We start from the raw sequence: 23,995 nt of genomic DNA, 5'->3' as shown, positions 1-23,995 counted from the left end.
GGTGGGGAAGAAGCGGAGGGGCGGGACCGGGGGAAGGCCGGGAGCGAGCGGAGAGGGAGAGGGGAAGAAGGACGGAGAAGGGCAGGGGAGGGAGCGGGAGGAACGGGGACGGACCGCCCGGACCCCGGACCGAACCCCCGCTTCCTCGGCCGGGTGCGGGACACTGTCCACAGGCCGCCCTTACGATCCCGGGGGGCAACCTGTGAGGGGTGACACTCGTCCACAGGGCAGAGAAGGGGAACCAGCCGATTTCCCGACGCGTGGATACGATCAGTGAGCAGTACCAGGACGACAAGGACGGAGGAGGTGCCCCATGGGAGTCCTGAAGCGTTTCGAGCAACGTCTCGAAGGTCTGGTCAACGGCACCTTCGCCAAGGTCTTCAAGTCCGAGGTCCAGCCCGTCGAGATCGCCGGCGCGCTCCAGCGCGAGTGCGACAACAACGCGACGATCTGGAACCGCGAGCGGACCGTCGTCCCCAACGACTTCATCGTGGAGCTGAGCACGCCCGACTACGAGCGTCTCAGCCCCTACTCGGGACAGCTCGGCGACGAGCTCGCCGGTCTGGTCAGGGAGTACGCGAAGCAGCAGCGGTACACCTTCATGGGACCGATCAAGGTCCACCTGGAGAAGGCCGAGGACCTCGACACCGGCCTGTACCGCGTCCGCAGCCGCACGCTGGCGTCGAGCACGTCGCAGCCCCAGCCGCCCGCCGGGCAGCACCAGCAGGGCCGCGACGGCTACGGGTACCCCCCGACCGGCGCCCCGCCCATGCCCGCCTCGCCGCCTCCCGGCGCCGCCGGACACCGGCCGCCGCCCGGAGGCCGCCCCGGTGTCTCCGCTCCCGGCCCCGGCACCCACGCCGGCGCGGGTGCGCAGACGCGCCACTGGATCGAGATCAACGGCACGCGCCACCAGATCTCCCGCCCGACCCTGGTCCTCGGCCGCAGCACCGACGCGGACGTGAGGATCGACGATCCCGGCGTGTCCCGCCGGCACTGCGAGATCCGGACCGGAACGCCCTCGACGATCCAGGATCTCGGGTCCACCAACGGCATCGTGGTGGACGGGCAGCACACCACCCGCGCTACGCTCCGCGACGGCTCGCGGATCGTCGTGGGCAGTACCACCATCGTTTACCGGCAAGCCGAAGGGTGAAGCGGGGGCAATGTCAGAGCTGACCCTTACGGTCATGCGGTTGGGTTTCCTGGCCGTTCTGTGGCTGTTCGTCATCGTGGCCGTGCAGGTCATCCGCAGTGACCTCTTCGGCACGCGGGTGACCCAGCGCGGTTCGCGACGCCAGGAAACACGGCCCCAGCAGGCCACGCGCCAGAACGCCGCGCCTCCGCAGCAGCGCGGCCAGCAGCCCGCCCAGGGCGGCCGCCAGCGCCGCGGCGCCCCGACCAAGCTGGTGGTCTCCGAGGGCACCCTCACCGGTACGACCGTGGCCCTCCAGGGACAGACGATCACGCTGGGCCGGGCGCACGATTCGACGATCGTCCTGGACGACGACTACGCCTCCAGCCGTCACGCCCGGATCTATCCCGACCGGGACGGCCAGTGGATCGTCGAGGACCTCGGGTCCACCAACGGGACGTACCTCGACCGGACCCGCCTCACCACCGCCACGCCGGTTCCGCTGGGCGCGCCGATCCGCATCGGCAAGACCGTCATCGAGCTGCGGAAGTAGTGCTACATCATGAATAGGCGCGAGCGGAGCGAGCGGGCCGGGACGGTCCCCGGCGTGGGACGTGCCGCGCTCCCGACCGGAGCGACCGAAGCGACCGGAGGGTGGGCAGTGTGGGTCGAGACCGGCTGTACCCCGATGCAGCGTCGACAGGGCAGGTGCGCATGACACTGTCCCTGCGATTCGCCGCGGGCTCGCACAAGGGCATGATCCGCGAGGGCAACGAGGACTCCGGTTACGCCGGTCCCCGGCTGCTCGCCATCGCCGACGGCATGGGCGGCCAGGCCGCCGGCGAGGTCGCCTCCTCGGAGGTGATCTCGACCCTCGTCACCCTCGACGACGACGTCCCCGGCTCCGACATCCTCACCTCGCTCGGCACGGCGGTGCAGCGCGCCAACGACCAGCTCAGGATGATGGTCGAGGAGGACCCCCAGCTGGAGGGCATGGGCACCACGCTCACCGCCCTGCTGTGGACCGGACGGCGGCTCGGTCTCGTGCACGTCGGCGACTCGCGCGCCTATCTGCTCCGGGACGGCCTGCTGACCCAGATCACCCAGGACCACACCTGGGTCCAGCGGCTCGTGGACGAGGGCCGGATCACCGAGGAAGAGGCCACCACCCACCCGCAGCGTTCGCTCCTCATGCGCGCGCTCGGCAGCGGCGACCACGTCGAACCCGATCTCTCCATCCGCGAGGTCCGGGCCGGCGACCGCTACCTGATCTGCTCCGACGGCCTCTCCGGCGTGGTCTCGCACCAGACGCTCGAAGACACCCTCGCCAGCTACCAGGGGCCGCAGGAGACCGTGCAGGAGCTGATCCAGCTCGCGCTGCGCGGCGGCGGCCCCGACAACATCACGGTGATCGTCGCCGACGTCCTCGACGTCGACGGCGGCGACACCCTCGCCGGTCACCTCCACGACACCCCCGTGATCGTGGGCGCGGTCGCCGAGAACCAGACCCAGCTGAACGACGGCGGGGCCATGCAGACCCCGGCCGGCCGTGCCTCCGGGCTCGGCCGTCCCGCGCCGCACCAGCAGCCCCCGGCCGGCGGCTTCGGCCCGCCCGGCAGCGGTGACGGCGACGGCTACGGCGGCATGCCCCCGCAGGGCTCCTTCGAGTCGTACACGGACGACGACTTCGTCAAGCCGCGCAAGGGCCGCAAGTGGCTCAAGCGCTCCTTCTTCCTGGTCCTGGTCCTCGGCATCGCCGGCGGCGGGCTCTACGGCGGCTGGCGCTGGACGCAGACGCAGTACTTCGTCGGTTCCAAGGACCAGCACGTGGCGCTGTACCAGGGGATCAGCCAGGACCTGGCGTGGGTCTCGCTGTCGAAGCTCGAGAAGGACCACCCCGAGATCGAACTCAAGTACCTCCCCGCCTACCAGCGGAAGCAGGTCGAGGACACGATCGCGGGCGGCAGCCTCGGCAAGGCCAGGACCAAGATCGCCGAACTTTCCGTGCAGGCCTCGGCGTGCAAGAAGACCGAGCAGCGCCGGGCCGCCGCCGAGAAGGCGGCCGACCAGGCGAGCAAGCCGCCGGTCCCGAAGCCCGGTGCCACCGCCACCCCCGACCCCAAGCCCACCACAGCCGCTCCCTCCCCCGGTCCCACCCTCACCGGGGAGGAGCAGAAGCTGGCCTCGAACTGCGGCAAGCAGTAAGCACCCGTAGGGGGCCTTTCACCACCATGAGCGTTGTCACCAACACGACCACCATCGGCGCCATCGAGGCGCCGAGCCGCCGCAACACCGAGCTGGCGCTGCTCGCGTTCGCCGTCGCCATCCCGGTGTTCGCGTACCTCAACGTGGGTCTGGCCATCGACGGCAAGGTCCCGGCCGGCATGCTCGGGTACGGACTCGGCCTCGCCCTCCTCGCGGGCGTCGCGCACCTGGTGGTGCGGAAGTGGGCCCCCTACGCCGACCCGCTGCTGCTGCCCCTCGCCACCCTGCTCAACGGCATGGGCCTGGTGCTGATCTGGCGGCTCGACCAGTCGCCGCGGCTGATTGCCACCTCGATGCGGCTGTACAAGAGCTTCAGCCCGGACGCCCCGAGCCAGATGATGTACTCGGCGATCGGCATCGCCATGTTCGTGGGCGTACTGCTGCTGCTCAAGGACCACCGGGTCCTCCAGCGCTACACGTACATCTCCATGGCAGTCTCCCTCGTCCTGCTGCTGCTGCCGCTCGTGCCGGGCCTCGGCACGGACAGCTTCGGCGCCAAGATCTGGATCAGGGTCGGCGGCTTCTCGATCCAGCCCGGCGAGTTCGCCAAGCTGGTCCTGGCGGTGTTCTTCTCCGGCTACCTGATGGTGAAGCGGGATGCGCTGGCCCTGGCCAGCCGCCGCTTCATGGGGCTCTACCTGCCGCGCGGCCGCGACCTCGGCCCGATCCTGACGATCTGGGCGGTCAGCCTCCTCATCCTGGTCTTCGAGAACGACCTCGGCACCTCGCTGCTCTTCTTCGGCATGTTCGTGATCATGCTGTACGTGGCGACCGAGCGGACGAGCTGGATCGTCATGGGTCTGCTGATGGCGGCCGGCGGAGCGGTCGCCGTGAGCTCCTTCGCCAGCCACGTCCAGTCCCGCGTGGCAGCCTGGCTCGACCCCTTCGAGTGCCTGGAGACGGCGCCCGCGGGATCCAACATGGCGTACGCCTGCGACCAGATGACCCAGGTGCTGATGTCCTTCGGCTCCGGTGGCATCCTCGGCACCGGTCTCGGCCAGGGCAACTCGGACCTCATCAGCTTCGCGGCCAACTCCGACTTCATCTTCGCGACCGTCGGCGAGGAACTCGGCCTCACGGGCGTGATGGTCTTCCTGCTCCTCTACGGGCTGATCGTCGAGCGCGGCATCCGCACCTCCCTCGCCGCCCGCGACCCCTTCGGCAAGCTGCTCGCGATGGGCCTCTCCGGCGCCTTCGCCCTCCAGATCTTCGTCGTCGCCGGCGGTGTCCTGGGACTCATTCCGCTCACCGGCATGACCATGCCGTTCCTCGCGTACGGCGGTTCCTCCGTGATCGCCAACTGGGCCCTGATCGGCATCCTGATCCGGATCAGCGACACCGCGCGCCGTCCCGCGCCCGCGCCCGCCCCGTCCCCCGACGCCGAGATGACCCAGGTGGTCCGCCCGTGAACAAGCCGCTGCGACGGGTCGCGATCTTCTGCGGCCTGCTCATCCTCGCCCTGCTCGTGCGGGACAACTGGGTGCAGTTCGTCCGTGCCGACGAGCTGACCTCGCACCCCAAGAACACCCGCGTCCGGATCGAGCGGTACGCCAACGAGCGCGGCAACATCATCGTCGACGGCAAGCCGGTCACCGGCTCCGTCGACTCCAAGGACGAGTACTACAAGTTCAAGCGGACCTACGTCGACGGCCCCATGTGGGCCCCGGTCACCGGTTACGCCTCGCAGGCCTACGACGCCAGCCAGATCGAGAAGCTCGAGGACGGCATCCTCACCGGCAACGACGACCGGCTGTTCTTCGACCGCACCCTCTCCATGTTCACCGGCGAGAAGAAGAAGGGCGGCGACGTCGTCACCACCCTGAACGGCGCCGCGCAGAAGGCCGCCTTCGAGGGCCTCGGCAACAAGACCGGCGCGGTCGTCGCCATCGAGCCGAAGACCGGCAAGATCCTCGCGATGGCGTCCACGCCCTCCTACGACCCCTCCTCCTTCGCGGGCTACTCCCGCAAGGACGAGAAGGCGTGGGTGGCGCTGAAGGAAGACAAGAACAAGCCCATGCAGAACCGGGCGCTGCGCGAGATCTACCCGCCCGGCTCCGTCTTCAAGGTCGTCACCGCTGCCGCCGCCCTCGAGAACGGCAAGGTCAGCGACATCAACGCGCCGACCGACACCCCCGAGCCGTACATCCTCCCGAACACGAAGACGCCCATGATCAACCATGCGACGGGCTGTGCCAACGCCAGCCTCAAGCATGCTCTCGACATCTCCTGCAACTCGGTCTTCGCGAAGCTCGGCGACGACGTCGGCCGCGACAAGATGGTCGAGATGGCCGAGAAGTTCGGTTTCAACGCCGAGCAGTACACCCCGGTCCGCGCCGTCGCCTCGGTCTACGACAAGAAGGCCGACCGCAGCAGCAACGCGCTCTCCTCCATCGGCCAGTTCAACACCGCGACCACCCCGCTCCAGATGGCGATGGTCACGGCGGCGATCGCCAACGACGGCAAGCTGATGAAGCCGTACATGATCGACGAGCTGCGCGCCCCCAACGTCGACGTGATCAAGAAGACCGAGCCGGAGGAGCTGAGCCGGCCGGTCTCGCAGGAGACCGCGCAGAAGCTCCAGCAGATGATGGAGAGCGTCGTCACCAACGGCACCGGCGGCAACGCCGACGTGAAGATGAACGGCGTGAAGGTCGGCGGCAAGACGGGTACGGCCCAGCACGGTGAGAAGAACGCCAAGCGCCCCTACGCCTGGTTCATCTCGTACGCGAAGACCGCCGAGGGCTCCCCGGTGGCGGTGGCCGTCATCGTCGAGGACTCCCAGGGCACCGACCGCGAGGACATCAGCGGTGGCGGTCTGGCCGCCCCGATCGCGAAGGACGTCATGAAGGCGGTCCTGAAGACCCGGAGCTGATCACCGGACCGGGTACGTGCCACGTACCGGTCGGGTATCGGCTTCCGGCCCCGGGCTGAACGCCTGCCCGGGGCCGGTAGCGTATGCGCGGACAGCACACACCGCCGGACCACCCATGGGTGCGGTCGGGACAGACGGAGAGGGCTGGATTAGCTATGGAAGAGCCGCGTCGCCTCGGCGGCCGGTACGAGCTGGGCTCGGTGCTCGGCCGTGGTGGCATGGCCGAGGTGTACCTCGCCCAGGACACCCGGCTCGGCCGCACCGTCGCCGTGAAGACGCTGCGGGCCGACCTGGCCCGCGACCCGTCCTTCCAGGCCCGGTTCCGCCGTGAGGCACAGTCCGCCGCCTCGCTGAACCACCCGGCGATCGTCGCGGTCTACGACACCGGCGAGGACTACGTCGACGGGGTCTCCATCCCGTACATCGTGATGGAGTACGTCGACGGGTCGACCCTGCGCGAGCTGCTGCACTCCGGGCGCAAGCTGCTGCCCGAGCGCACCCTCGAGATGACGGTCGGCATCCTCCAGGCGCTGGAGTACTCGCACCGCGCCGGCATCGTGCACCGCGACATCAAGCCGGCGAACGTCATGCTGACGCGCACCGGCCAGGTCAAGGTCATGGACTTCGGCATCGCGCGCGCCATGGGCGACGCGGGCATGACCATGACGCAGACCGCCGCGGTGATCGGAACGGCCCAGTACCTCTCCCCGGAGCAGGCCAAGGGCGAGCAGGTCGACGCCCGCTCCGACCTGTACTCCACGGGCTGCCTCCTCTACGAACTGCTCACCGTCCGGCCGCCGTTCATCGGTGACTCCCCGGTCGCGGTCGCGTACCAGCACGTGCGCGAGGAACCGCAGCCGCCGAGCAACTTCGACTCCGAGATCACGCCCGAGATGGACGCCATCGTCCTCAAGGCGCTGGTCAAGGACCCCGACTACCGCTACCAGTCCGCCGACGAGATGCGCGCGGACATCGAGGCCTGCCTCGACGGGCAGCCGGTCGCCGCCGTCGCCGCCATGGGCATGGCGGGCACGCCCGCGTACGGCGGGGGCTACGGCTACCCGCCCGAGGAGCAGCCGACCACCGCCCTGCGCCAGGCCGACCCGGCCGGCCAGACCTCCATGCTGCCGCCGGTCAACCCGAACGACGGCGGCTACGGCTACGACGACCGCCCGGACCGGCGTCGCGGCGGCCAGAAGAAGTCGAACACCTCGACGATCCTGCTGGTCGTCGCGGGCATCCTGGTGCTCATCGGCGCGATCTTCATCGGTGTGTCGCTCACCGACAAGAAGGAGGGCCCGCAGCAGGTCACGGTCCCGCAGCTGGTCGGCCAGACGATGGAGAAGGCCGAGAAGCTCGCGGTCAACGCGAAGGTGAAGGTCCAGCAGGCCGGCACCGAGCGGTGCGACCAGCCGAAGGACACCATCTGCCGCCAGACCCCGGTCGCGGACGACGTCGCACAGATGGAGGCCGGCGGCACGGTCCAGGTGTTCGTCTCCGAGGGCGCCCCGCTCCAGGAGGTCCCGGACGTCCAGGAGCAGTCCCAGGCGCGTGCCGAGGAGAGCCTGAAGAACAAGGGCTTCAAGGTCAAGGTCGAGCAGGAGGAGTCGGACGAGGAGCCGGGCACGGTCCTGCGCCAGAACCCCCAGGGCAACACCAAGGCCGAGAAGAACTCCGAAGTGACCATCGTCGTCGCGAAGAAGAAGCTGAGCACGGTCCCCCGGGTCGTCGGCAACCCGCGCGCGCAGGCCGAGGAGCAGTTGAAGCAGCTCGGCTTCACCGTGGTCACCGAGGAGGTCGACTCCGACAGGCCCAAGGACGAGGTCCTGGAGCAGACCCCGCAGGGCGACACCTCCGTCGCCCAGGGCTCCGAGGTGCGGCTGAAGGTCTCCAAGGGCCCGCAGCAGGTCCAGGTCCAGATCCCCGTCGACATCGGCGGCAAGAAGTTCAAGGACGTCAAGCAGCAGCTCGAGGGAATGGGCCTGTCCGTCTCCCAGCAGGGTTCGGACAAGGAGGACGCCCTCGTGGTCAACTCCAACCCGGCGGCGGGCTCGATGGTCAACACCGGTACCGCCGTCACCCTCTTCACCCTGGGCGGCGGGAACCCCGGTGGTGACAAGCCCGGCGACGGCGGCGACGACGGCCGTGGCAACGGCGGCGGCTGGTTCGGCTGACCGGCCGCGCCCGCACACGGGAGAGCCCCGGCATCCAGGACGGATGCCGGGGCTCTCCCGTGTGCGGGCGCGGGTCTCAGCGCAGTTCCGCCGGGGGCGTGCGGTCGTGGTCGACCCTTTCCGTGCGCTCCAGTTCGCCCCAGACGATGTAGCGGTGGTCCGAGGTGTACATGGGCGTGCAGGTGGTCAGCGTGATGTAGCGGCCCGGGCGGTTCTTGCCGGACTCCTTCGGCACGGGCCGGAGCACGTCCACGTTGTACTTCGTGGTCTCGGGAAGGATCTTGTAGACCTTGTAGACGTACCAGGTGTCCTTGGACTCGAAGACGATCGCGTCCCCGGTCTTCAACTTGTGGATGTTGTGGAACTTGGCGCCGTGCCCGTCCCGGTGCGCGGCCAGCGTGAAGTTGCCCTGCTTCTCCTGCGGGAGGGCGGCCGCGAACGGGTCGGTGTAGTAGCCGGCGACGCCGTTGTTGAGGACGGCCGGGGTCGTGCCGCGCTTCACCAGGACCTCGTCCCCGCCCATCGCCGGGACGTGCAGGAAGCCGATGCCGTCCCGGGTGTCGAGCGCACCGGGCGCGTCGGCCCAGTGTTCGCGGACCTGGGCGCCGTCCTGGTCGGCGACGCGGTCGGCGAGGACGTTGGTCCACCACAGCGAGTAGACGACGAAGAGGCCGAGCACCAGGCCCGCCGTGATGAGGAGTTCGCCGAAGAGGCTGATGAGCCCGGCGATCCGGTTGCGCGCGCGTGCCACTAGGTCGTCCTGTCGTCCCGTCCGGAGGTGTGGGGGCTCAGCCTACGAGCGCTTCCGGCTTCCCCTTGCTGCGCGGACGCTCCTCGACGAGCCGGCCCCACACGATCATGCGGTACGTGCTGGTGAATTCGGGCGTGCACGTGGTCAGCGTGATGTAACGGCCGGGCCCGGTGAAGCCGGAACCCTTCGGGACGGGTTCGATCACGGACACGTTAGAGGGCGGGGTCTGCGGCAGGATGTTCGCCATCTCGTAGGTGTAGTACGTGTTCCGGGTCTCGACGACGATCGGGTCGCCGGGCTTCAGGCGGTTGACGTACCGGAAGGGCTCGCCGTGCGTGTTGCGGTGGCCGGCGACGGCGAAGTTGCCCTGCTTGTCGGAGGGCATGGCCGTCTTGAGGCTGCCCTCGGAATAGTGGCCGACCATCCCCTTGTCGAGGACCTTCGCCTTGTCGATGCCCTCGGCGATGGGGACGACGACGTCCAGCTTGGGGATGTACATGATGGCGAAGCCCTCGCCGGGCTCGAAGGCCTCCGGCTTGTTCTCGTCCTTCGGACCCTTGGACCAGGTGTCCTCGATGCGTTCCTTGACCTGGTCGGTCTCCTGGCCGGCGAGGACGTTCGTCCACCACAGCTGGTAGGTGACGAAGAGCAGCATGACGACGCCGAGGGTGATGAAGAGCTCTCCGACGGCCCGGCTGGCGATGACGCCGACGCCGTCCTTGGCCTCGCGGGCGGCCCGGCGCGCCTCGGTACGGGTGAGGGGAGCGGACGGCCGCGCGGGGGTGGGCGACCCGGCGGACGGCGCGCCCCGGCGGCCCCTGGGCCGGCCGCCCCTGGCGGCGCGGCGGCGCTCGGCCCGGCCGGGCCCGGGGGCCTGTTCGGCGGCCGGCCCGGGGTCCGGTTCCGAGGGGTCCTCGACGGCCTCCAGGACCATCGTCCCGGCCGGATCGCCCTCCGGGGACTCCTCGGCGTCGCGGACCCCGTAGGGAGGCGCGTAGGGGGCTTCCCGGGGGATCGCCTCATGGGTACCGGGCTGCTCGTACGCGTACGGCTCGGCGGGCGCGTGGGAACCGGCCCGGGCGTACGGGCCGGCCGGCGCGTACGAATCGCCCTGCGGGGAGGGAGCACCCTGCGTGTAGGGGACGCCCTGCGCGTAGGGGTCGGCCTGCGCGTAGGGGTCGGCCTGCGCGTAGGGGCCGGCCGGTACAGAGGGGTCGGCGGGCGCGGGCGCGTGGGGGCCGGGTCGCCCGTACGGGTCCGCGGGCGCGTACGCGTTCGCCGAGGCGTACGGGTCGGCCGGAGCGTACGGGTCGGCGGCCCGGTGCGGCCCGGGAGCCGCGTACGGGTCGGCCGGGGCGTACGGGTCGGCCTGAGCCGGTGCGTACGGGTCGGCCGGCGCGTACCCGTCCTCGGGTATCGGCCGCCGCTCCGGCTCGTGCGCTTCCCCGGGCCACGGCGTCCCCGCCGTCATGCGACGGCCTTGCCCACCACCGGCGCGAGCCCCGCCGCCCGGCCGACCGCCTCCTTGTCGCCGCACTGCTCCAGCCAGTTGGCGAGCATGAGGTGACCGTGCTCCGTGAGGACGGACTCGGGGTGGAACTGCACGCCTTCGACGGGGAGTTCGCGATGCCGGAGGCCCATGACGATGCCGTCCCCGGTCCGGGCGGTGACCTCCAGCTCGGCGGGCAGGGCGGTGGGCTCGGCGGCCAGCGAGTGGTAACGGGTCGCGGTGAACGGCGAGGGCAGGCCGGCGAAGACGCCCCGTCCCTCGTGCGTGACGGGCGAGGTCTTGCCGTGCAGCAGCTCGGGCGCGCGGCCGACGACTCCGCCGTACGCCACGGCCATCGACTGCATGCCGAGGCAGACGCCGAAGACGGGCACGCCGGTGTCGGCGCAGTGCCGGACCATGTCGACGCAGATCCCGGCCTGCTCGGGCGCACCGGGTCCGGGCGAGAGGAGGACGCCGTCGAAACCGTCCTGGGCGTGGCTCAGCCCGACCTCGTCGTTGCGGAGGACCTCGCACTCGGCACCGAGCTGGTAGAGGTACTGGACGAGGTTGAAGACGAAGCTGTCGTAGTTGTCGACGACGAGAATGCGCGCGTTCACTGGCCGTCCACCGTCACGTCGTTGAACGGAAGCAGCGGCTCCGCCCAGGGGAACACGTACTGGAAGAGAACGTAGACGATCACGAGGACCAGCATGATCGAGATCAGCGCCCGCACCCACGTGTTGCCCGGCAGATGCCGCCAGATCCAGCCGTACATGACGTCGACCGTCCCTTCCGTTCGTTACGGGGACCAGAGTACGGGGCGGCGGGGGCACGGGGGGCCGCTGTCCGAAGCCTGTGGACGGCCTCCGGCCGGACCGCCGGTCAGTCCACCGGCTTCGCGTGCTGGAGGTCCACGGTGCCCTCGTACCCGGGAAGGGTCACCGACCCGTGCTCGTCCACCTTCCAGCCGAGCCCGTACGCCTTGACGTACAGCCGGTAGTTCTGGACGGCCGGGGAGCCGGCCAGCGCCCTGCCCAGCTTCTTCCGGTCACCCACGGCGGTGATCCGGTACGGCGGCGAGTAGACGCGGCCCTGGAGGATCAGCGTGTTGCCGACGCAGCGCACGGCGCTGGTGGAGATGAGCCGCTGGTCCATGACCCGGATGCCCTCGGCGCCGCCCTGCCAGAGGGCGTTCACGACGGCCTGGAGGTCCTGCTGGTGGATGACGAGGTCGTTGGCCTGCGGTTCCGGATAGCCGGGGGCCGCGTGGGCGTTCGGCGGGGCGTCGTCCAGGGTGACGGTGAGGCCGGAGCCGGAGACCTGACGGGTGCCCGCGGCCGTTTCGAGCGCTTCGAGCTTCTCGTCCTCCGCGCGCGTGGAGCCGTCGTCGCGGGCGGCGAGGGAGTCGACCCGGGAGCGCAGGGCGGCCGTGGTCTCGTCCAGGCCCGCGTTCTTGTGGCTGCGCTCCTCGATGAGGTCGGAGAGCTTGAGCAGGGAGGTGTCCGTGCGGAGGTTGGTGCCCTTGGCGGTGTTGAAGCTGGTGACGAAGATCAGCCCGGCGAGGGCGAAAACGGCAAGGGTGAGCAGCCGGACGGGGCGCCACCTCGCGGTGCGGCCCGGCCCTTCGGGAGAGTCGGCGGAATTGCTCAACGTACCCTGATCCCCTTCGGTGCCGCGGAACCACTACGCTAACGGACGCCCGGGGGACGCAGCCGTCCTCCTTCGTCACATCCCGGCGCCAGCCACAGTTCCCTGCGCGGTCACGCAGCGCATCGACAGGAGAGTCCCTCGTGCCGAAGTCACGTATCCGCAAGAAGGCCGACTTCACGCCTCCGCCCGCCAAGCAGGCCACCAACATCAAGCTGACCAATCGCAGCTGGGTGGCGCCGGTGATGCTGGCGCTGTTCGCCATCGGGCTGGTGTGGATCGTGATCTTCTACGTCACCGACGGTTCCATGCCGATCGAGTCGCTCAGGAACTGGAACATCGTGGTCGGCTTCGGCTTCATCGCCGCCGGTTTCGGCGTCTCCACGCAGTGGAAGTAGCGGCGGCCCAGCACCCTCACGGGTCGCGCGTCAACCTCTCCCCCGAGTTTATCCACAGCGTTGTGCACAGCACTGGATAACTTAAGAAGATCTGTGGATAACTCGCGTAACTTTGACGCCGGTATGACTGCGCGCCTCCTCCACAGAACCGTACGCACCCCTCGCCTCCCTGGGAAAACCCCAGGTCGAAGGCGGGGGGTGCGTGCGTTCTCCACGGAACGGGAACATCCCGGCACACACTGTGGATAACTCTGGGGAAAGCTCTCCCGGAAGCTCGTCCACAGCCCGATGCGCTCAGGTGAGCGCGGCCGAACGGGCCAGCACGATCCCCAGGTCGACCAGGAACAGCAGTCCACAGGCTGTGCACTGCACGAGGGTCCTGCGGGACCGGGGCGCGTGCACCAGCGCGTACGTCACCAGGGCGCCGCCGACCAGGCCGCCGATGTGCGCCTCCCAGGAGATCCCCGGCCGGGTGAAGGTCAGCAGCAGGGACAGCGCCACGAAGAGGATCACCGGCCGCATGTCGTGCCGCCGGCGACGGGCGAGGACGACCCAGGCGCCGATCAGGCCGAAGACGATCCCGGAGGCACCGAGCGAGAACTGGTTCTGCGGCGAGAGCAGGTAGGCGAGCGCCGAACCGGAGAGCCCGGAGAGCAGGACCAGCGCCGCGTACCGGAGCCGGCCCAGTTCGGGCTCGACGATTCCGCCGATCACCCACAGGCCCAGCATGTTGAAGAGGAAGTGCGGGATCTCCTGGTGGAGGAAGGCAGAGGTCAGCAGCCGGTACCACTCGCCGTCCGCGACCCCGGCCAGTTCGCCGGTCGGGAGGTACGCGTACCCGATGAGCGCGAGGTCGTCCACGAGCCGGTCGCCCACCGCCTGGACGGCGAGGAAGAGCGCCAGGTTGACCGCGATGACGATCTTGGTGACGAGGCGTCCGTCCTCCGCCGTCCGGCCGCCCGCGAGCGTCCGCGGCCGGTTGGCGTCCGGGGCGTGCCCCGTCCCCGAACCGCCGCGCACGCAGTCGGGGCACTGGAAGCCGACCGAGGCGGAGACCATGCAGCGCGGGCAGACCGGCGTGTCGCAACGGGCGCAGCGGATGCCGGTCTCGGTCTCCGGGTGACGGGGGCAGCGCGGCAGGCCCGACTGCGGTTCCATGGGCGGTTCCGTCCCTTCCGCCTCAGCGCTTCTCGATCACCACGGACTCGACGACCACGTCCTGGAGCGGGCGGTCGGTGTGCGGGTCGGTCGCGGTCGCGGCGATCGTGTCCACGACCTTCCGGCTCTCCTTGTCCACGACCTCGCCGAAGATGGTGTGCTTGCGGTTGAGCCAGGTCGCGGGGGCGACGGTGACGAAGAACTGCGATCCGTTGGTCCCCGGGCCGGCGTTGGCCATGGCCAGCAGGTAGGGGCGGTCGAAGAAGAGTTCCGGGTGGAGCTCGTCGGCGAAGGCGTACCCGGGGTCGCCGGTGCCGTCCCCCAGCGGGTCGCCGCCCTGGATCATGAAGTCCTTGATGACCCGGTGGAAAACCGTTCCGTCGTAGAGCCGGTCCCTGGAGACCGCGCCGGTCGCGGGATGCGTCCACTCGCGCTCGCCCGTCGCGAGCTCGACGAAGTTCCGGACCGTCTTCGGCGCGTGGAACGGCATCAGCCGCACCTCGATGGCGCCCAGGTTCGTCTTGAGGATCGCGTACAGCTGCTCGGCCACGGTCGTCTTCCGTCCACGTCGGGTCGCGTCATGTCATGACTGTCTCTGGCGCGTCCGATCCTCGCATGCCCCGGATGCCCGCCCCGCATGCCGGAGCCCGATCCCAGGGGCATGATTCCGAAGAGGATGGAAAGGCGAAAACCTGACATCGCCACCGAGGAGGAGGAATCCCGTGACCCGCATGGACAGCGTGCGCGCCGCCACAGGTTCGGCGAAGGAGAGCGTCCTGCACGCCGCCGACGCGGTGGCGCCCTACGCCGAGACGGCCAGGGACCACGCCACGCACTACGCGCACGAGGCGCGGGAACTGCTCGCGCCCAAGCTCTCGAAGGCCGCCAGGCAGGCCAGGTCGCAGTACGCCTCCCACGTCGCGCCGCGGGTACCGCCGCGGGTCGACGCGGCCGCACAGCGTGCGGCGGTCAAGACCCGCCAGGTCGCCCGTCAGGCGGCCGACTACGCCGTCCCGCGCGTCGAGAGCGCGGTCGCCGCGACCGGTCCCGTGCTCGAGGAGGCCGGGGCGCGTTCCACCGCCGCCTGGGCCGCGCTGCGCGGTCAGGTGACGCCGGAGGAGATCCAGAAGCTCGTCAAGAAGCACCGGCGCCGGGCCGGGGCGGGGCGTTTCGCCAAGGGGCTCGTCATCACCGGCCTGCTGGCCGGCGGCGTGTTCGCGGCCTGGAAGTGGTGGGACAAGCAGTCCAACCCGGACTGGCTGATCGAGCCGCCCGCGCCCACCGAGGTGGAGGAGAGCGGCGTGCTGACGTCCGTCGACGGCAGCGTGTCCGTCCTCGACCCCGAGGTGGAGGCCAAGGAGACCGAGGCCGCGGCCGCCGAGGCCGCGGCAGCCGAAGTCGCGGAGGCGGAGGCCGACGAGCGCGACAAGGGCCGCTGACGGAACGGAGTTTCCGTCGAGGGGTCGTGCGGGAGTCCTGCCGGAAGTCCGGTCGGGGCTCCTGCGGCGTTTCCAGGAAGGGTTCCGCGGGATTCCCTCCGGAAGCTCCACCGGCCTTTTCGCCGGGAGCACCGCCGGAAGCGCCGGGCCGCCGGGGACACCGGACCGCCGCGGACACCGGGGATTCTCGTCGGGGAGTTCGTCGGGGAGGCGTCAGGGGAGGTCGTCCGGGAGTTCGTGGAGGTCGTCGGGAAGTGCGTGGGGGAGTTCCACCGGGGAGCCGGTCGGGAGGGTCCGCCGGGTCTTTCCACGGTTTTCTCCACGGGGGACGCCGGCCGGCGCGTTCGCCGGCGGTACCTGGTTCCGTGCGGGGACACGGGGACGACGCGTCCCGGTCGTCCGTCCCCTACGCCCCCGCCGCGAGCGCCAGTTCCGTCAGCGCGGCCGGCTCGCTCTCGGCGTCGGCGGGCACCGAGGAACGCTGCCGGGCGGCGGGAGAGGAACCGTGGGCCTCGGCGGCGATGCGCTGCTTGATGGTGGGCGGCAGGGAGCGGTCACTCGCGAGCGACCGGCCGTACCGCTGTGTCCGCTGGGCCGGTACGGAGGCGTGGGCACGCTCTGCCGCGACCGCGGAGGAGGCCGCGGGGGCGGGGGCGGCGGGCTCCTCGGGCTGCTGGACGACCGGCTGCCCGGCCGCGGCGGCGGTGCCCGCCAGGCCGGCGGAGGCGAGCAGGGCGAAGAGGACGGAGATGAAGGCGGTCCAGAACTGCTTGACCTTGGCGGTGGCCATGATTCCTCGCTTTCGTGACGTTCCCGGATGGTTCATCCCGGGTTGCGTGCTTTCCATACCTTCCTCATGATGTGGCCGCACCTCGCGCCGTCACGGACCGACGCCCCCGCCGCGCAGTTCTTCCGATGAACACCATCCATATGGAGCAGAAGAACAGGCGATCTCCCCGGACGGCGTGTACGGCGGCGGTGCGGGCCGGTCCAGCCCCGGGGCGCCCCGCCCCGCCGGAACGCGGAACAGCCCTCCCGCGCCGCGTTTCCGCGGTGCGAGAGGGCTGTTCGGGAAGTGGAGCCTAGGGGAGTCGAACCCCTGACATCTGCCATGCAAAGACAGCGCTCTACCAACTGAGCTAAGGCCCCGGAACGAGAACAGCGTACCGGGTCTCCCCCCATGTCCGGCAAAAGGATTGGGACTCCCGGTCCACGACCACTCTCCGTAAGATGTCGCCGAGGTTCGCAGTGGTGAACCGCAGGGATGGGGAGAAGTGATGGACGCAGCGCAGCAGGAAGCCACGGCCAGAGCCAGAGAGCTTCAGCGCAGTTGGTACGGGGAGCCGCTGGGGGCGCTCTTCCGCCGGCTGATCGACGACCTCGGCCTCAACCAGGCCAGGCTCGCGGCCGTGCTCGGCCTCTCCGCACCCATGCTGTCCCAGCTGATGAGCGGCCAGCGGGCCAAGATCGGCAACCCGGCCGTCGTCCAGCGCGTCCAGGCCCTCCAGGAGCTCGCCGTACAGGTCGCCGACGGCAGCGTCAGCGCCGCCGAGGCCTCCGACCGGATGGACCAGATCAAGAAGTCGCAGGGCGGCTCCGTCCTCACCGCCTCGGGCCAGGCCGCCACCGGCCCCGGCGCCCCGACCGTGCGCCGGGTCGTCCGCGAGATCCAGTCCCTGCTGCGCTCCGTCGCGGCCGCCGGCGACATCATCGACGCCGCCGACTCCCTCGCCCCGGCCCACCCCGAACTGGCAGAGTTCCTCCGTGTGTACGGTGCCGGGCGCACCGCGGACGCGGTCGCCCACTACGAGTCGCACCAGAACTGACGCGGTCCCGGCGGTCGGCCGGCATCCGGAGAGACGACGCGACGGGGAGCGGGCGCAGCACGATGGGTGAGGTCTTCGCCGGACGGTACGAACTGGTCGACCCGATCGGGCGCGGCGGGGCGGGCGCGGTATGGCGGGCCTGGGACCACCGGCGCCGCCGTTACGTGGCGGCCAAGGTGCTCCTGCAGAGCGACGCCCACACGCTGCTCCGCTTCGTCCGCGAGCAGGCGCTCCGGATAGACCACCCGCACGTCCTGGCCCCGGCCAGCTGGGCCGCCGACGACGACAAGGTCCTCTTCACCATGGACCTGGTGGCCGGCGGCTCGCTGGCCCACGTCCTCGGGGACTACGGCCCGCTGCCGCCCCGTTTCGTCTGCGTCCTGCTCGACCAGCTGCTCTCGGGCCTCGCCGCGGTCCACGCCGAGGGGGTCGTCCACCGGGACATCAAGCCGGCCAACATCCTCCTCGACGTCACCGGCACCGGGCGGCCGCACCTGCGCCTGTCCGACTTCGGCATCTCCATGCGCAAGGGCGAACCCCGGCTCACGGAGACCGACTACGTCGTGGGGACGCCGGGCTACTTCGCTCCCGAACAGCTCCTCGGCGCCGAACCCGACTTCCCCGCCGACCTGTTCGCCGTCGGCCTGGTGGCGCTCTACCTCCTCCAGGGCCGCAAGCCGGACTTCCGGGCCCTGGTCGAGGACTTCCTCGCCCAAGGCACCCCGAGCGCCCCCGAGCGCGTCCCGGAGCCCCTGTGGCAGGTGCTCGCGGGACTGCTCCGTCCCGATCCGCAGGCCCGTTTCCGTACGGCCACGGGGGTGCGCAAGGCGCTGAACGCCGCCGTCGAGCTGCTCCCCGACCCCGATCCCGCCGAGGAGCCGGTCGAGATCTTCGACCAGATCGGCCCCCTCCCGCCCGGCTTCGGCCCCGCCGGACCCGAGAACCCCGCGCGTCCCGGCCCCGCCCAACCCGGCGGAGACGCGGATTCCGCCCGTTCCGCGACTTCCGGGTCCTCCCTGCGCCCCGGGGCGCCCTCGGTCCCCGCCGAAAGCCCCCCCGGTCCCGCGAACTCCACGAGCCCGGCGAATCCACCGAGTTCGGCCCGTCCCACGGGCCCCGGGGCCCCCACCGCTCCCGTTCCGGCCCCCGCTCCCGTCCCGGCTCCGGCTGCCCCGCCGGCCCCCGGTCCCTCCGAGACGGGAAGCTTCCACCTGCCCCCACCGGCCGCCCCGGCCGCGCACGCGACTCCCGCCCCGGCCGCGCATCCCGCTCCGGCTCCCGCCCCGGTCCCGGCCTTCGGCCCGGCCCCCCTCGTCCCCCCCTCGCCGTACGAGCGGACCCCACCGCACGAGGGGGCCTCTCCGTACGAGCGGACCCCCACGCACCCGTACGCCGCGCCTCCCTCCGCCGCAGGCCCGGCCCGGACTCCCGTCCCGCCCCCGCACTTCGGGCCGCCCGTGCCCGTCCCCGGGCACCGGCCGGGACCGCCCCCGAAGGTGGCGGTCCCGGTGATCCTGCTCGCGCTGGTCTGTCTCGCGGTCGGCTTCTGGGCCCTGACCCAGGTGTGAGGGCCGGGCTCCGCGCGGGCCCCTACGCGGCCCGTCTCCGGGCCACCGCCGTCCACACCCCCAGGCCGGCCAGCAGGACCGTCCCGGTACCGATCCCCGCCGCGGCGACCAGGCGCATGGAGTCGCCGCGCGCGGCCTCCTCGGCCACCCGCGCCCCGCTGGCACCGGTCTCCGCGGCCGTCCTGTCCCCCGCGGTCACGGCGAACGGCCCCGGCTCCCCGTCGTACCCGGGGCCGGGCTTCGCCGCGTTCAGCACGTTCACCCGCAGCGTCAGCGGAACCGGTTCGCCGCCGTACTCCTCGGCGACCTCGGGGCTGAGCGTGGCCGCCAGGTAGTACCAGCCGGCGAACCGCATCCCGTTGGTGGCGTCGCTGGACGAACTCCGGTTCTCGTGCGCCACCGGCCGCTGCGGACCGAGCGGCAGCGTCGCGGGCTTCCCGCTGTAGCCGACGGTTTTCTCGGCCACGTGACCGAACGCCGGGTTCACCAGGGAGAGCGTCAGCGCGCCGGAGACGTACCCGCCGTCCTTGACGCTGCTGCCCAGCTCGGCGGTGGTGAAGAGCTGCTGCCCCCAGTCGAGGGGCACCCGGTAGAAGAGGGTCTCGCCGGGCCGGATGTCGGACCGCCATTCGCCCTGCGTCAGCGAGACGGCGCCGTGGAACCCGGAGCCGCCCTGCCGGGGGCGCGGGCCGCCCGTGGGGGGCGCGGGCGTGCCCGAGGGCCAGGTCTCGGGGAGCCGGGTCGGCCCGGCCTCCTTCAGCGGGGGTTCGGTCAGGTACCGCAGCTCCAGCTCCCAGCCGCCCTGCGCGGAGGAACCCGACGGGTCGCGCTCGACCAGCACGTAGAAGGTGCCCGCCCGCCGGCAGGCGGAGTTGCCGCCCGGGCCGGTGACGCGGTGGGCGTACCCGACGAGGGGCCGGGCGTAGTCGTTCGGCCCGAACCCCGCCCGCTGGGAGTCGCAGTCGGTGCCGGAGCCGTCCCGGACGACCACCTTGAATCCGTCGCCGTACTCCACGGCGCTGCCGGGCACGGGCACGGCGACCACGGAGACGTACGCGTTCTGCCGGTCGTCGAGGTCGAGCCGGTAGTAGACCTTGCCGTCCTTCGCGAGGGTGTCGCGGTAGGTCCGCCCGGCCGTCAGCGGCACCGCGTCCGAGCTGGTCGCGGCTCCCCGCACCCGCTGGGCGGCGGGATCGAAGGCGTACGCGGGGGGCGCGTTCCCCCCGTCCGCACGGGCCTGGGCGGGCAGCGCCGCCGTCCCCACCGCCGCGACGGCCGCGATCAGGGCCCCCGCCCGCCGGCCGATGCCGACCCGCTTCCTCACGCGCTCCTCCACTTCGCTGAAGCAATCAAATTATTCGCTCAGGCGAACACGGGGGACGCGGGACCCGCCCCGGACCGTCCCCCGGACAGAGCGAAGCCCCGGCCCGCTCGCGCGCGGCCGGGGCTTCACCCACAGACGGAATTCTCTTCTCAGACACCCGAACCTGCGGGCACGGAGTCGGTCGCCTCCGTCCACAGATCCTGCTCGGCGCGATCCGCCTGGATCTGGCGGTACACGAGGAGCCCGCCGATGGCGGCCAGTGCGACCAGGAGAAGCTTCTTCACCGCGCGACCTCGTCTTTCGTTGACGTAGGAGACTTCTGACGCCCACTCTACACATCGACCGATACCGATCGGTGACCTGTGCGAGGTTCAAACCCACGACGTGACGGGACCGCCCCGGAAAACGAAATCGGCCCGGACGGGAAACCGTCCGGGCCGATCGAAAACGTGGGGCTAACAGGATTTGAACCTGTGGCCTCATCCTTATCAGGGATGCGCTCTAACCAACTGAGCTATAGCCCCGCCGCGCTCTGCGGTGTATGTCCCGCGCGCTGACTCCTGAAGATTAGCGCACGTGGGGGCCAGTCCCAAAATCGGTTCCCCGGGCCGGCCCCGCACGTCCTACTCGTCCTCGGCGAGCGTCAGCTCCACACCGCCCACGAAGCCGGCCGACAGGTTGTAGATGAACGCGCCCAGGGTCGCCAGGGCGGTCATCAGGACCACGTCGATCACGGCGATCACCGAGGTGAACATCAGCACCCGCGGCAGCGACAGGAAGGACTGCAGGTCGAAGCCGTTGGACTCGTTCGAGCCCGTGGCCTCGCTGATCGTCCCGCCGATCGTCGAGAAGACGCCCATGGCGTCCATGACCATCCACAGCACCGCGGCGGCCACGACCGTGCAGATGCCCAGCGCGATGGAGAGCAGGAAGCTCACCTTCATCACCGACCACGGGTCGGCCTTCGCCACCCGCAGCCGCGCCTTGCGCGTCCGGGGCGTCGTGCGCGCCCCCGTGCGCGGCCGGCGCACGGCCCCGTCCCCCTTGCCGCCCGGAGCCGGAGCACCGTACGCCTGCGGCGGATGGTAGGGCCCGCCCGCCGGCTGCTGCGCTCCCGCGCGCTCGCCGGGCAGCGGCCCGTTGTAGGTCTCGTACGGGGGCTGCTGCCCCCGGTTGTCCGTCACCGCAACCCCCTGGGAGTCCGTGGCGGAGCCACGGGCGCCGTCCGCTCCAGCACCTGCAGAAGCTCCGGCGGCCGCCGATCCGGCGCCCGTGGCTCCACTCACGTCTTACTCCTCGTGCTCCCCGGCCGGAGGCTCCGTGCCCCCGGCTGTCCCGACCTCGACCACTCCGGTCTCGGACACCTCGACCATGCCCTCGGCCCCGTCGGCGTCGTCGACCTCGTCGTCCTCGCCGCCGGCCTCGGCGTTCCGCGCGATGCCGACGACGGCATCGCGCTTGCCCAGGTTGATCAGCTGAACGCCCATGGTGTCACGGCCGGTCTCCCTGACTTCATTGACTCGCGTACGAATCACACCACCGGACAGCGTGATGGCGAGGATCTCGTCCGTCTCCTCCACCACCAGCGCGCCCACGAGCGAACCACGGTCCTCCACGATCTTGGCGGCCTTGATGCCGAGGCCGCCGCGGCCCTGGACGCGGTACTCGTCGACGGGGGTGCGCTTGGCGTACCCGCCGTCGGTCGCGGTGAAGACGAACGTACCGGGCCGGACGACATTCATCGAGAGCAGCTCGTCGTCCGCGCGGAAACTCATCCCCTTGACACCCGAAGTGGCGCGTCCCATCGGACGCAGCGCGTCGTCCGTGGCGGTGAAGCGGATCGACTGCGCCTTCTTGCTGATGAGCAGCAGGTCGTCCTCGGCGGAGACCAGCTCGGCGCCGATCAGCTCGTCGTCGTCGCCGTTCTCCCGCTCGCGCAGGTTGATCGCGATGACGCCGCCCGAGCGGGGCGAGTCGTAGTCCTTCAGCGCGGTCTTCTTCACCAGGCCGGCCTTGGTTGCGAGCACCAGGTACGGGGCGGCCTCGTAGTCGCGGATCGCCAGGATCTGGGCGATCTGCTCGTCCGGCTGGAAGGCCAGGAGGTTGGCCACGTGCTGGCCGCGGGCGTCCCGGCCGGCGTCCGGCAGCTCGTACGCCTTGGCCCGGTAGACCCGGCCCTTGTTGGTGAAGAACAGCAGCCAGTGGTGGGTGGTGGAGACGAAGAAGTGGTCGACGATGTCGTCCTGCTTCAGCTTCGTGCCCCGGACGCCCTTGCCGCCGCGCTTCTGCGAGCGGTAGTCCTCGGTCTTCGTCCGCTTCACGTAGCCGCCGCGCGTGATGGTGACGACGATGTCCTCCTCGGCGATCAGGTCCTCGATGGACATGTCGCCGTCGAAGGGCACCAGCTTGGAGCGGCGGTCGTCGCCGAACCGCTCGACCAGTGCGGCCAGCTCCTCGCTGACGATCGCCCGCTGGCGCTCCGGGGAGGCCAGGATGGCGTTGTACTCGTTGATCCTCGCCTGGAGCTCGTCGTGCTCGGCGACGATCTTCTGGCGCTCCAGGGCGGCGAGCCGGCGGAGCTGCATCTCCAGGATCGCGTTGGCCTGGATCTCGTCGATGCTCAGCAGGCCCATCAGGCCGCCGCGGGCGGCCTCGACCGTCTCGCTGCGCCGGATCAGCGCGATGACCTCGTCGATCGAGTCGAGCGCCTTGAGCAGACCGCGCAGGATGTGGGCGCGCTCCTCGGCCTTGCGCAGCCGGAAGCGGGTCCGGCGGACGATGACCTCGATCTGGTGCGTCACCCAGTGGCGGATGAACGCGTCGAGCGAGAGGGTGCGCGGCACGCCGTCGACGAGCGCCAGCATGTTCGCGCCGAAGTTCGTCTGGAGGTCGGTGTGCTTGTACAGGTTGTTGAGGACGACCTTGGCGACGGCGTCGCGCTTGAGCACGATGACCAGGCGCTGGCCGGTCCGGGACGAGGTCTCGTCGCGGACGTCGGCGATGCCGCCGATCTTGCCGTCCTTCACCAGGTCGGCGATCTTCTGCGCGAGGTTGTCCGGGTTGGTCTGGTACGGCAGTTCCGTGACCACCAGGCACTGGCGGTTCTGGATCTCCTCGACCTCGACCACCGCGCGCATCGTGATGGAGCCGCGGCCGGTGCGGTACGCCTCCTCGATGCCCTTGCGGCCGACGACGAGCGCGCCGGACGGGAAGTCGGGGCCCTTGATGCGCTCGATCAGCGCGTCGAGCAGCTCCTCGTGGGACGCGTCGGGGTGCTCCAGGGCCCACTGGGCGCCGGCCGCGACCTCGCGCAGGTTGTGCGGCGGGATGTTCGTCGCCATGCCGACGGCGATGCCGGCGGAGCCGTTGACGAGCAGGTTCGGGAACCGGGCCGGCAGGACCGTCGGCTCCTGGTTGCGGCCGTCGTAGTTGTCCGTGAAGTCGACGGTCTCCTCGTCGATGTCGCGGAGCATCTCCATCGACAGCGGCGCCAGCTTGCACTCGGTGTAGCGCATGGCGGCGGCCGGGTCGTTGCCCGGGGAGCCGAAGTTGCCGTTGGAGTCGACCAGCGGCATCCGCATCGACCAGGGCTGGGCGAGGCGGACGAGCGCGTCGTAGATCGAGGAGTCGCCGTGCGGGTGGTACGTGCCCATGACGTCGCCGACGACGCGGGCGCACTTGTAGAAGCCCTTCTCGGGCCGGTAGCCGCCGTCGTACATCGCGTACAGCACGCGCCGGTGGACGGGCTTGAGGCCGTCCCGCACGTCGGGCAGCGCGCGGGACACGATGACGGACATCGCGTAGTCGAGGTACGAGCGCTGCATCTCGGTCTCGAGCCCGACGGGCTCGATCCTCAGCGCGCGCTCCTCCTCGGTGAGGGCGGAGGCGGCGCGGGAGATGTCGTCGCCGTCGGGGGCAGGAGTGTTCTGGTCGGCCATGGCCGGTCGTC

The 23,995-nt window shown here is 70.8% G+C and carries 22 protein-coding genes and 2 tRNA genes; 10 read left to right on the top strand and 14 right to left on the bottom strand.

Annotation, left to right across the window (positions count from 1 at the left end; translation table 11 throughout):
• The first annotated feature begins 313 nt into the window (after positions 1-313).
• The 6 genes from ACZ3IL_RS10355 (at position 314) to pknB (ending at position 8,446) form a co-directional block, all read left to right on the top strand.
• Positions 314-1,156: an FhaA domain-containing protein gene (locus tag ACZ3IL_RS10355; RefSeq protein WP_467388596.1), complete on the top strand. Its 843-nt coding sequence runs from the start codon at positions 314-316 to the stop codon at positions 1,154-1,156.
• Between the two features lie 10 nt (positions 1,157-1,166).
• Positions 1,167-1,688, top strand: a complete 522-nt coding sequence (locus ACZ3IL_RS10350) for an FHA domain-containing protein FhaB/FipA (protein ID WP_467388594.1) — start codon at positions 1,167-1,169, stop codon at positions 1,686-1,688.
• A gap of 161 nt (positions 1,689-1,849) precedes the next feature.
• On the top strand, positions 1,850-3,340 hold the full coding sequence (locus tag ACZ3IL_RS10345) for a Stp1/IreP family PP2C-type Ser/Thr phosphatase (RefSeq protein WP_467388592.1): 1,491 nt from the start codon (positions 1,850-1,852) through the stop codon (positions 3,338-3,340).
• 26 nt (positions 3,341-3,366) lie between these two features.
• Positions 3,367-4,809, top strand: a complete 1,443-nt coding sequence (locus tag ACZ3IL_RS10340) for an FtsW/RodA/SpoVE family cell cycle protein (protein WP_467388590.1) — start codon at positions 3,367-3,369, stop codon at positions 4,807-4,809.
• Complete coding sequence (locus ACZ3IL_RS10335) at positions 4,806-6,272, top strand: peptidoglycan D,D-transpeptidase FtsI family protein (protein ID WP_467388588.1); 1,467 nt, start codon at positions 4,806-4,808, stop codon at positions 6,270-6,272. The genes ACZ3IL_RS10340 and ACZ3IL_RS10335 overlap by 4 nt, the downstream gene beginning before the upstream one ends.
• A gap of 155 nt (positions 6,273-6,427) precedes the next feature.
• Positions 6,428-8,446, top strand: coding sequence for a Stk1 family PASTA domain-containing Ser/Thr kinase (gene pknB / locus ACZ3IL_RS10330; protein WP_467388586.1), 2,019 nt, complete (start codon positions 6,428-6,430; stop codon positions 8,444-8,446).
• Between the two features lie 76 nt (positions 8,447-8,522).
• On the opposite strand, the gene ACZ3IL_RS10325 is transcribed toward pknB, so the two are convergent.
• The 5 genes from ACZ3IL_RS10325 to ACZ3IL_RS10305 all read right to left on the bottom strand — a co-directional run bounded on the left by ACZ3IL_RS10325 (position 8,523) and on the right by ACZ3IL_RS10305 (position 12,336).
• Positions 8,523-9,197, bottom strand: coding sequence for a class E sortase (locus tag ACZ3IL_RS10325; RefSeq protein WP_467388584.1), 675 nt, complete (start codon positions 9,195-9,197; stop codon positions 8,523-8,525).
• A gap of 37 nt (positions 9,198-9,234) precedes the next feature.
• Positions 9,235-10,668 (bottom strand): class E sortase, encoded by a 1,434-nt coding sequence (locus ACZ3IL_RS10320; protein WP_467388582.1) that lies wholly within the window; start codon positions 10,666-10,668, stop codon positions 9,235-9,237.
• Complete coding sequence (locus ACZ3IL_RS10315) at positions 10,665-11,303, bottom strand: aminodeoxychorismate/anthranilate synthase component II (protein ID WP_467388580.1); 639 nt, start codon at positions 11,301-11,303, stop codon at positions 10,665-10,667. The genes ACZ3IL_RS10320 and ACZ3IL_RS10315 overlap by 4 nt, the downstream gene beginning before the upstream one ends.
• Positions 11,300-11,461, bottom strand: coding sequence for a hypothetical protein (locus ACZ3IL_RS10310; protein ID WP_467388578.1), 162 nt, complete (start codon positions 11,459-11,461; stop codon positions 11,300-11,302). Before ACZ3IL_RS10310 ends, ACZ3IL_RS10315 begins: the two co-directional genes overlap by 4 nt.
• 107 nt (positions 11,462-11,568) lie before the next feature.
• Positions 11,569-12,336 (bottom strand): DUF881 domain-containing protein, encoded by a 768-nt coding sequence (locus ACZ3IL_RS10305; RefSeq protein WP_467388576.1) that lies wholly within the window; start codon positions 12,334-12,336, stop codon positions 11,569-11,571.
• Positions 12,337-12,476: 140 nt separating this feature from the next.
• Between ACZ3IL_RS10305 and crgA the strand changes: the two genes are divergently transcribed.
• Positions 12,477-12,731, top strand: a complete 255-nt coding sequence (gene crgA / locus ACZ3IL_RS10300; protein ID WP_467388575.1) for a cell division protein CrgA — start codon at positions 12,477-12,479, stop codon at positions 12,729-12,731.
• 294 nt (positions 12,732-13,025) lie between these two features.
• Here the strand turns inward: crgA and ACZ3IL_RS10295 are convergent, their stop codons facing one another.
• Positions 13,026-13,889 carry a rhomboid family intramembrane serine protease gene (locus tag ACZ3IL_RS10295; protein WP_467388573.1) on the bottom strand — a complete coding sequence of 288 codons (864 nt, stop codon included), beginning with the start codon at positions 13,887-13,889 and terminating at the stop codon, positions 13,026-13,028.
• 22 nt (positions 13,890-13,911) lie between these two features.
• Positions 13,912-14,439, bottom strand: coding sequence for a peptidylprolyl isomerase (locus tag ACZ3IL_RS10290; RefSeq protein WP_467388571.1), 528 nt, complete (start codon positions 14,437-14,439; stop codon positions 13,912-13,914).
• A gap of 172 nt (positions 14,440-14,611) precedes the next feature.
• On the opposite strand from ACZ3IL_RS10290, the gene ACZ3IL_RS10285 reads away from it, so the two are divergent.
• Entirely contained in the window at positions 14,612-15,328 is a 717-nt protein-coding gene (locus ACZ3IL_RS10285) for a DUF5324 family protein (protein WP_467388569.1), read from the top strand.
• A gap of 406 nt (positions 15,329-15,734) precedes the next feature.
• Here the strand turns inward: ACZ3IL_RS10285 and ACZ3IL_RS10280 are convergent, their stop codons facing one another.
• Both ACZ3IL_RS10280 and ACZ3IL_RS10275 read right to left on the bottom strand, forming a co-directional pair.
• A complete protein-coding gene (locus ACZ3IL_RS10280; RefSeq protein ID WP_467388567.1) occupies positions 15,735-16,118 on the bottom strand; it encodes a DUF6344 domain-containing protein in 384 nt (127 codons plus the stop codon).
• 286 nt (positions 16,119-16,404) lie between these two features.
• Positions 16,405-16,477 (bottom strand) — tRNA-Ala (locus ACZ3IL_RS10275).
• Positions 16,478-16,605: 128 nt separating this feature from the next.
• Between ACZ3IL_RS10275 and ACZ3IL_RS10270 the strand changes: the two genes are divergently transcribed.
• Positions 16,606-17,154, top strand: coding sequence for a helix-turn-helix domain-containing protein (locus ACZ3IL_RS10270; RefSeq protein ID WP_467388565.1), 549 nt, complete (start codon positions 16,606-16,608; stop codon positions 17,152-17,154).
• Positions 17,155-17,216: 62 nt separating this feature from the next.
• Positions 17,217-18,722 carry a serine/threonine-protein kinase gene (locus ACZ3IL_RS10265; protein ID WP_467388563.1) on the top strand — a complete coding sequence of 502 codons (1,506 nt, stop codon included), beginning with the start codon at positions 17,217-17,219 and terminating at the stop codon, positions 18,720-18,722.
• Between the two features lie 22 nt (positions 18,723-18,744).
• Here ACZ3IL_RS10265 and ACZ3IL_RS10260 read toward each other — a convergent pair whose 3' ends face one another.
• The 5 genes from ACZ3IL_RS10260 to gyrA form a co-directional block, all read right to left on the bottom strand.
• Positions 18,745-20,046 (bottom strand): hypothetical protein, encoded by a 1,302-nt coding sequence (locus ACZ3IL_RS10260; protein ID WP_467388561.1) that lies wholly within the window; start codon positions 20,044-20,046, stop codon positions 18,745-18,747.
• A 149-nt stretch (positions 20,047-20,195) separates the two neighbouring features.
• Positions 20,196-20,330, bottom strand: coding sequence for a DLW-39 family protein (locus tag ACZ3IL_RS10255; protein ID WP_003958712.1), 135 nt, complete (start codon positions 20,328-20,330; stop codon positions 20,196-20,198).
• A 166-nt stretch (positions 20,331-20,496) separates the two neighbouring features.
• Positions 20,497-20,570: transfer RNA gene (locus ACZ3IL_RS10250), tRNA-Ile, on the bottom strand.
• A gap of 99 nt (positions 20,571-20,669) precedes the next feature.
• Complete coding sequence (locus tag ACZ3IL_RS10245) at positions 20,670-21,332, bottom strand: DUF3566 domain-containing protein (protein WP_467388559.1); 663 nt, start codon at positions 21,330-21,332, stop codon at positions 20,670-20,672.
• 3 nt (positions 21,333-21,335) lie between these two features.
• Positions 21,336-23,984 (bottom strand): DNA gyrase subunit A, encoded by a 2,649-nt coding sequence (gyrA, locus tag ACZ3IL_RS10240; protein WP_467388557.1) that lies wholly within the window; start codon positions 23,982-23,984, stop codon positions 21,336-21,338.
• Between the last annotated feature and the right edge of the window lie 11 nt (positions 23,985-23,995).

The organism is Streptomyces sp. NPDC014907, from assembly GCF_055562975.1.
Note: the sequence above shows the minus strand (reverse complement) of the source record. Positions and strands in the feature narration are given on the sequence as shown.

Excerpts from the sequence above, each read along its gene's own strand:
- ACZ3IL_RS10355 (WP_467388596.1), top strand. The coding sequence starts at position 314 with ATGGGAGTCCTGAAGCGTTTCGAGCAACGTCTCGAAGGTCTGGTCAAC.
- ACZ3IL_RS10350 (WP_467388594.1), top strand. The coding sequence starts at position 1,167 with ATGTCAGAGCTGACCCTTACGGTCATGCGGTTGGGTTTCCTGGCCGTT.
- ACZ3IL_RS10345 (WP_467388592.1), top strand. The coding sequence starts at position 1,850 with ATGACACTGTCCCTGCGATTCGCCGCGGGCTCGCACAAGGGCATGATC.
- ACZ3IL_RS10340 (WP_467388590.1), top strand. The coding sequence starts at position 3,367 with ATGAGCGTTGTCACCAACACGACCACCATCGGCGCCATCGAGGCGCCG.
- pknB (WP_467388586.1), top strand. The coding sequence starts at position 6,428 with ATGGAAGAGCCGCGTCGCCTCGGCGGCCGGTACGAGCTGGGCTCGGTG.
- ACZ3IL_RS10320 (WP_467388582.1), bottom strand. The coding sequence starts at position 10,668 with ATGACGGCGGGGACGCCGTGGCCCGGGGAAGCGCACGAGCCGGAGCGG.
- ACZ3IL_RS10310 (WP_467388578.1), bottom strand. The coding sequence starts at position 11,461 with ATGTACGGCTGGATCTGGCGGCATCTGCCGGGCAACACGTGGGTGCGG.
- ACZ3IL_RS10295 (WP_467388573.1), bottom strand. The coding sequence starts at position 13,889 with ATGGAACCGCAGTCGGGCCTGCCGCGCTGCCCCCGTCACCCGGAGACC.
- ACZ3IL_RS10280 (WP_467388567.1), bottom strand. The coding sequence starts at position 16,118 with ATGGCCACCGCCAAGGTCAAGCAGTTCTGGACCGCCTTCATCTCCGTC.
- ACZ3IL_RS10270 (WP_467388565.1), top strand. The coding sequence starts at position 16,606 with ATGGACGCAGCGCAGCAGGAAGCCACGGCCAGAGCCAGAGAGCTTCAG.
- ACZ3IL_RS10265 (WP_467388563.1), top strand. The coding sequence starts at position 17,217 with ATGGGTGAGGTCTTCGCCGGACGGTACGAACTGGTCGACCCGATCGGG.
- gyrA (WP_467388557.1), bottom strand. The coding sequence starts at position 23,984 with ATGGCCGACCAGAACACTCCTGCCCCCGACGGCGACGACATCTCCCGC.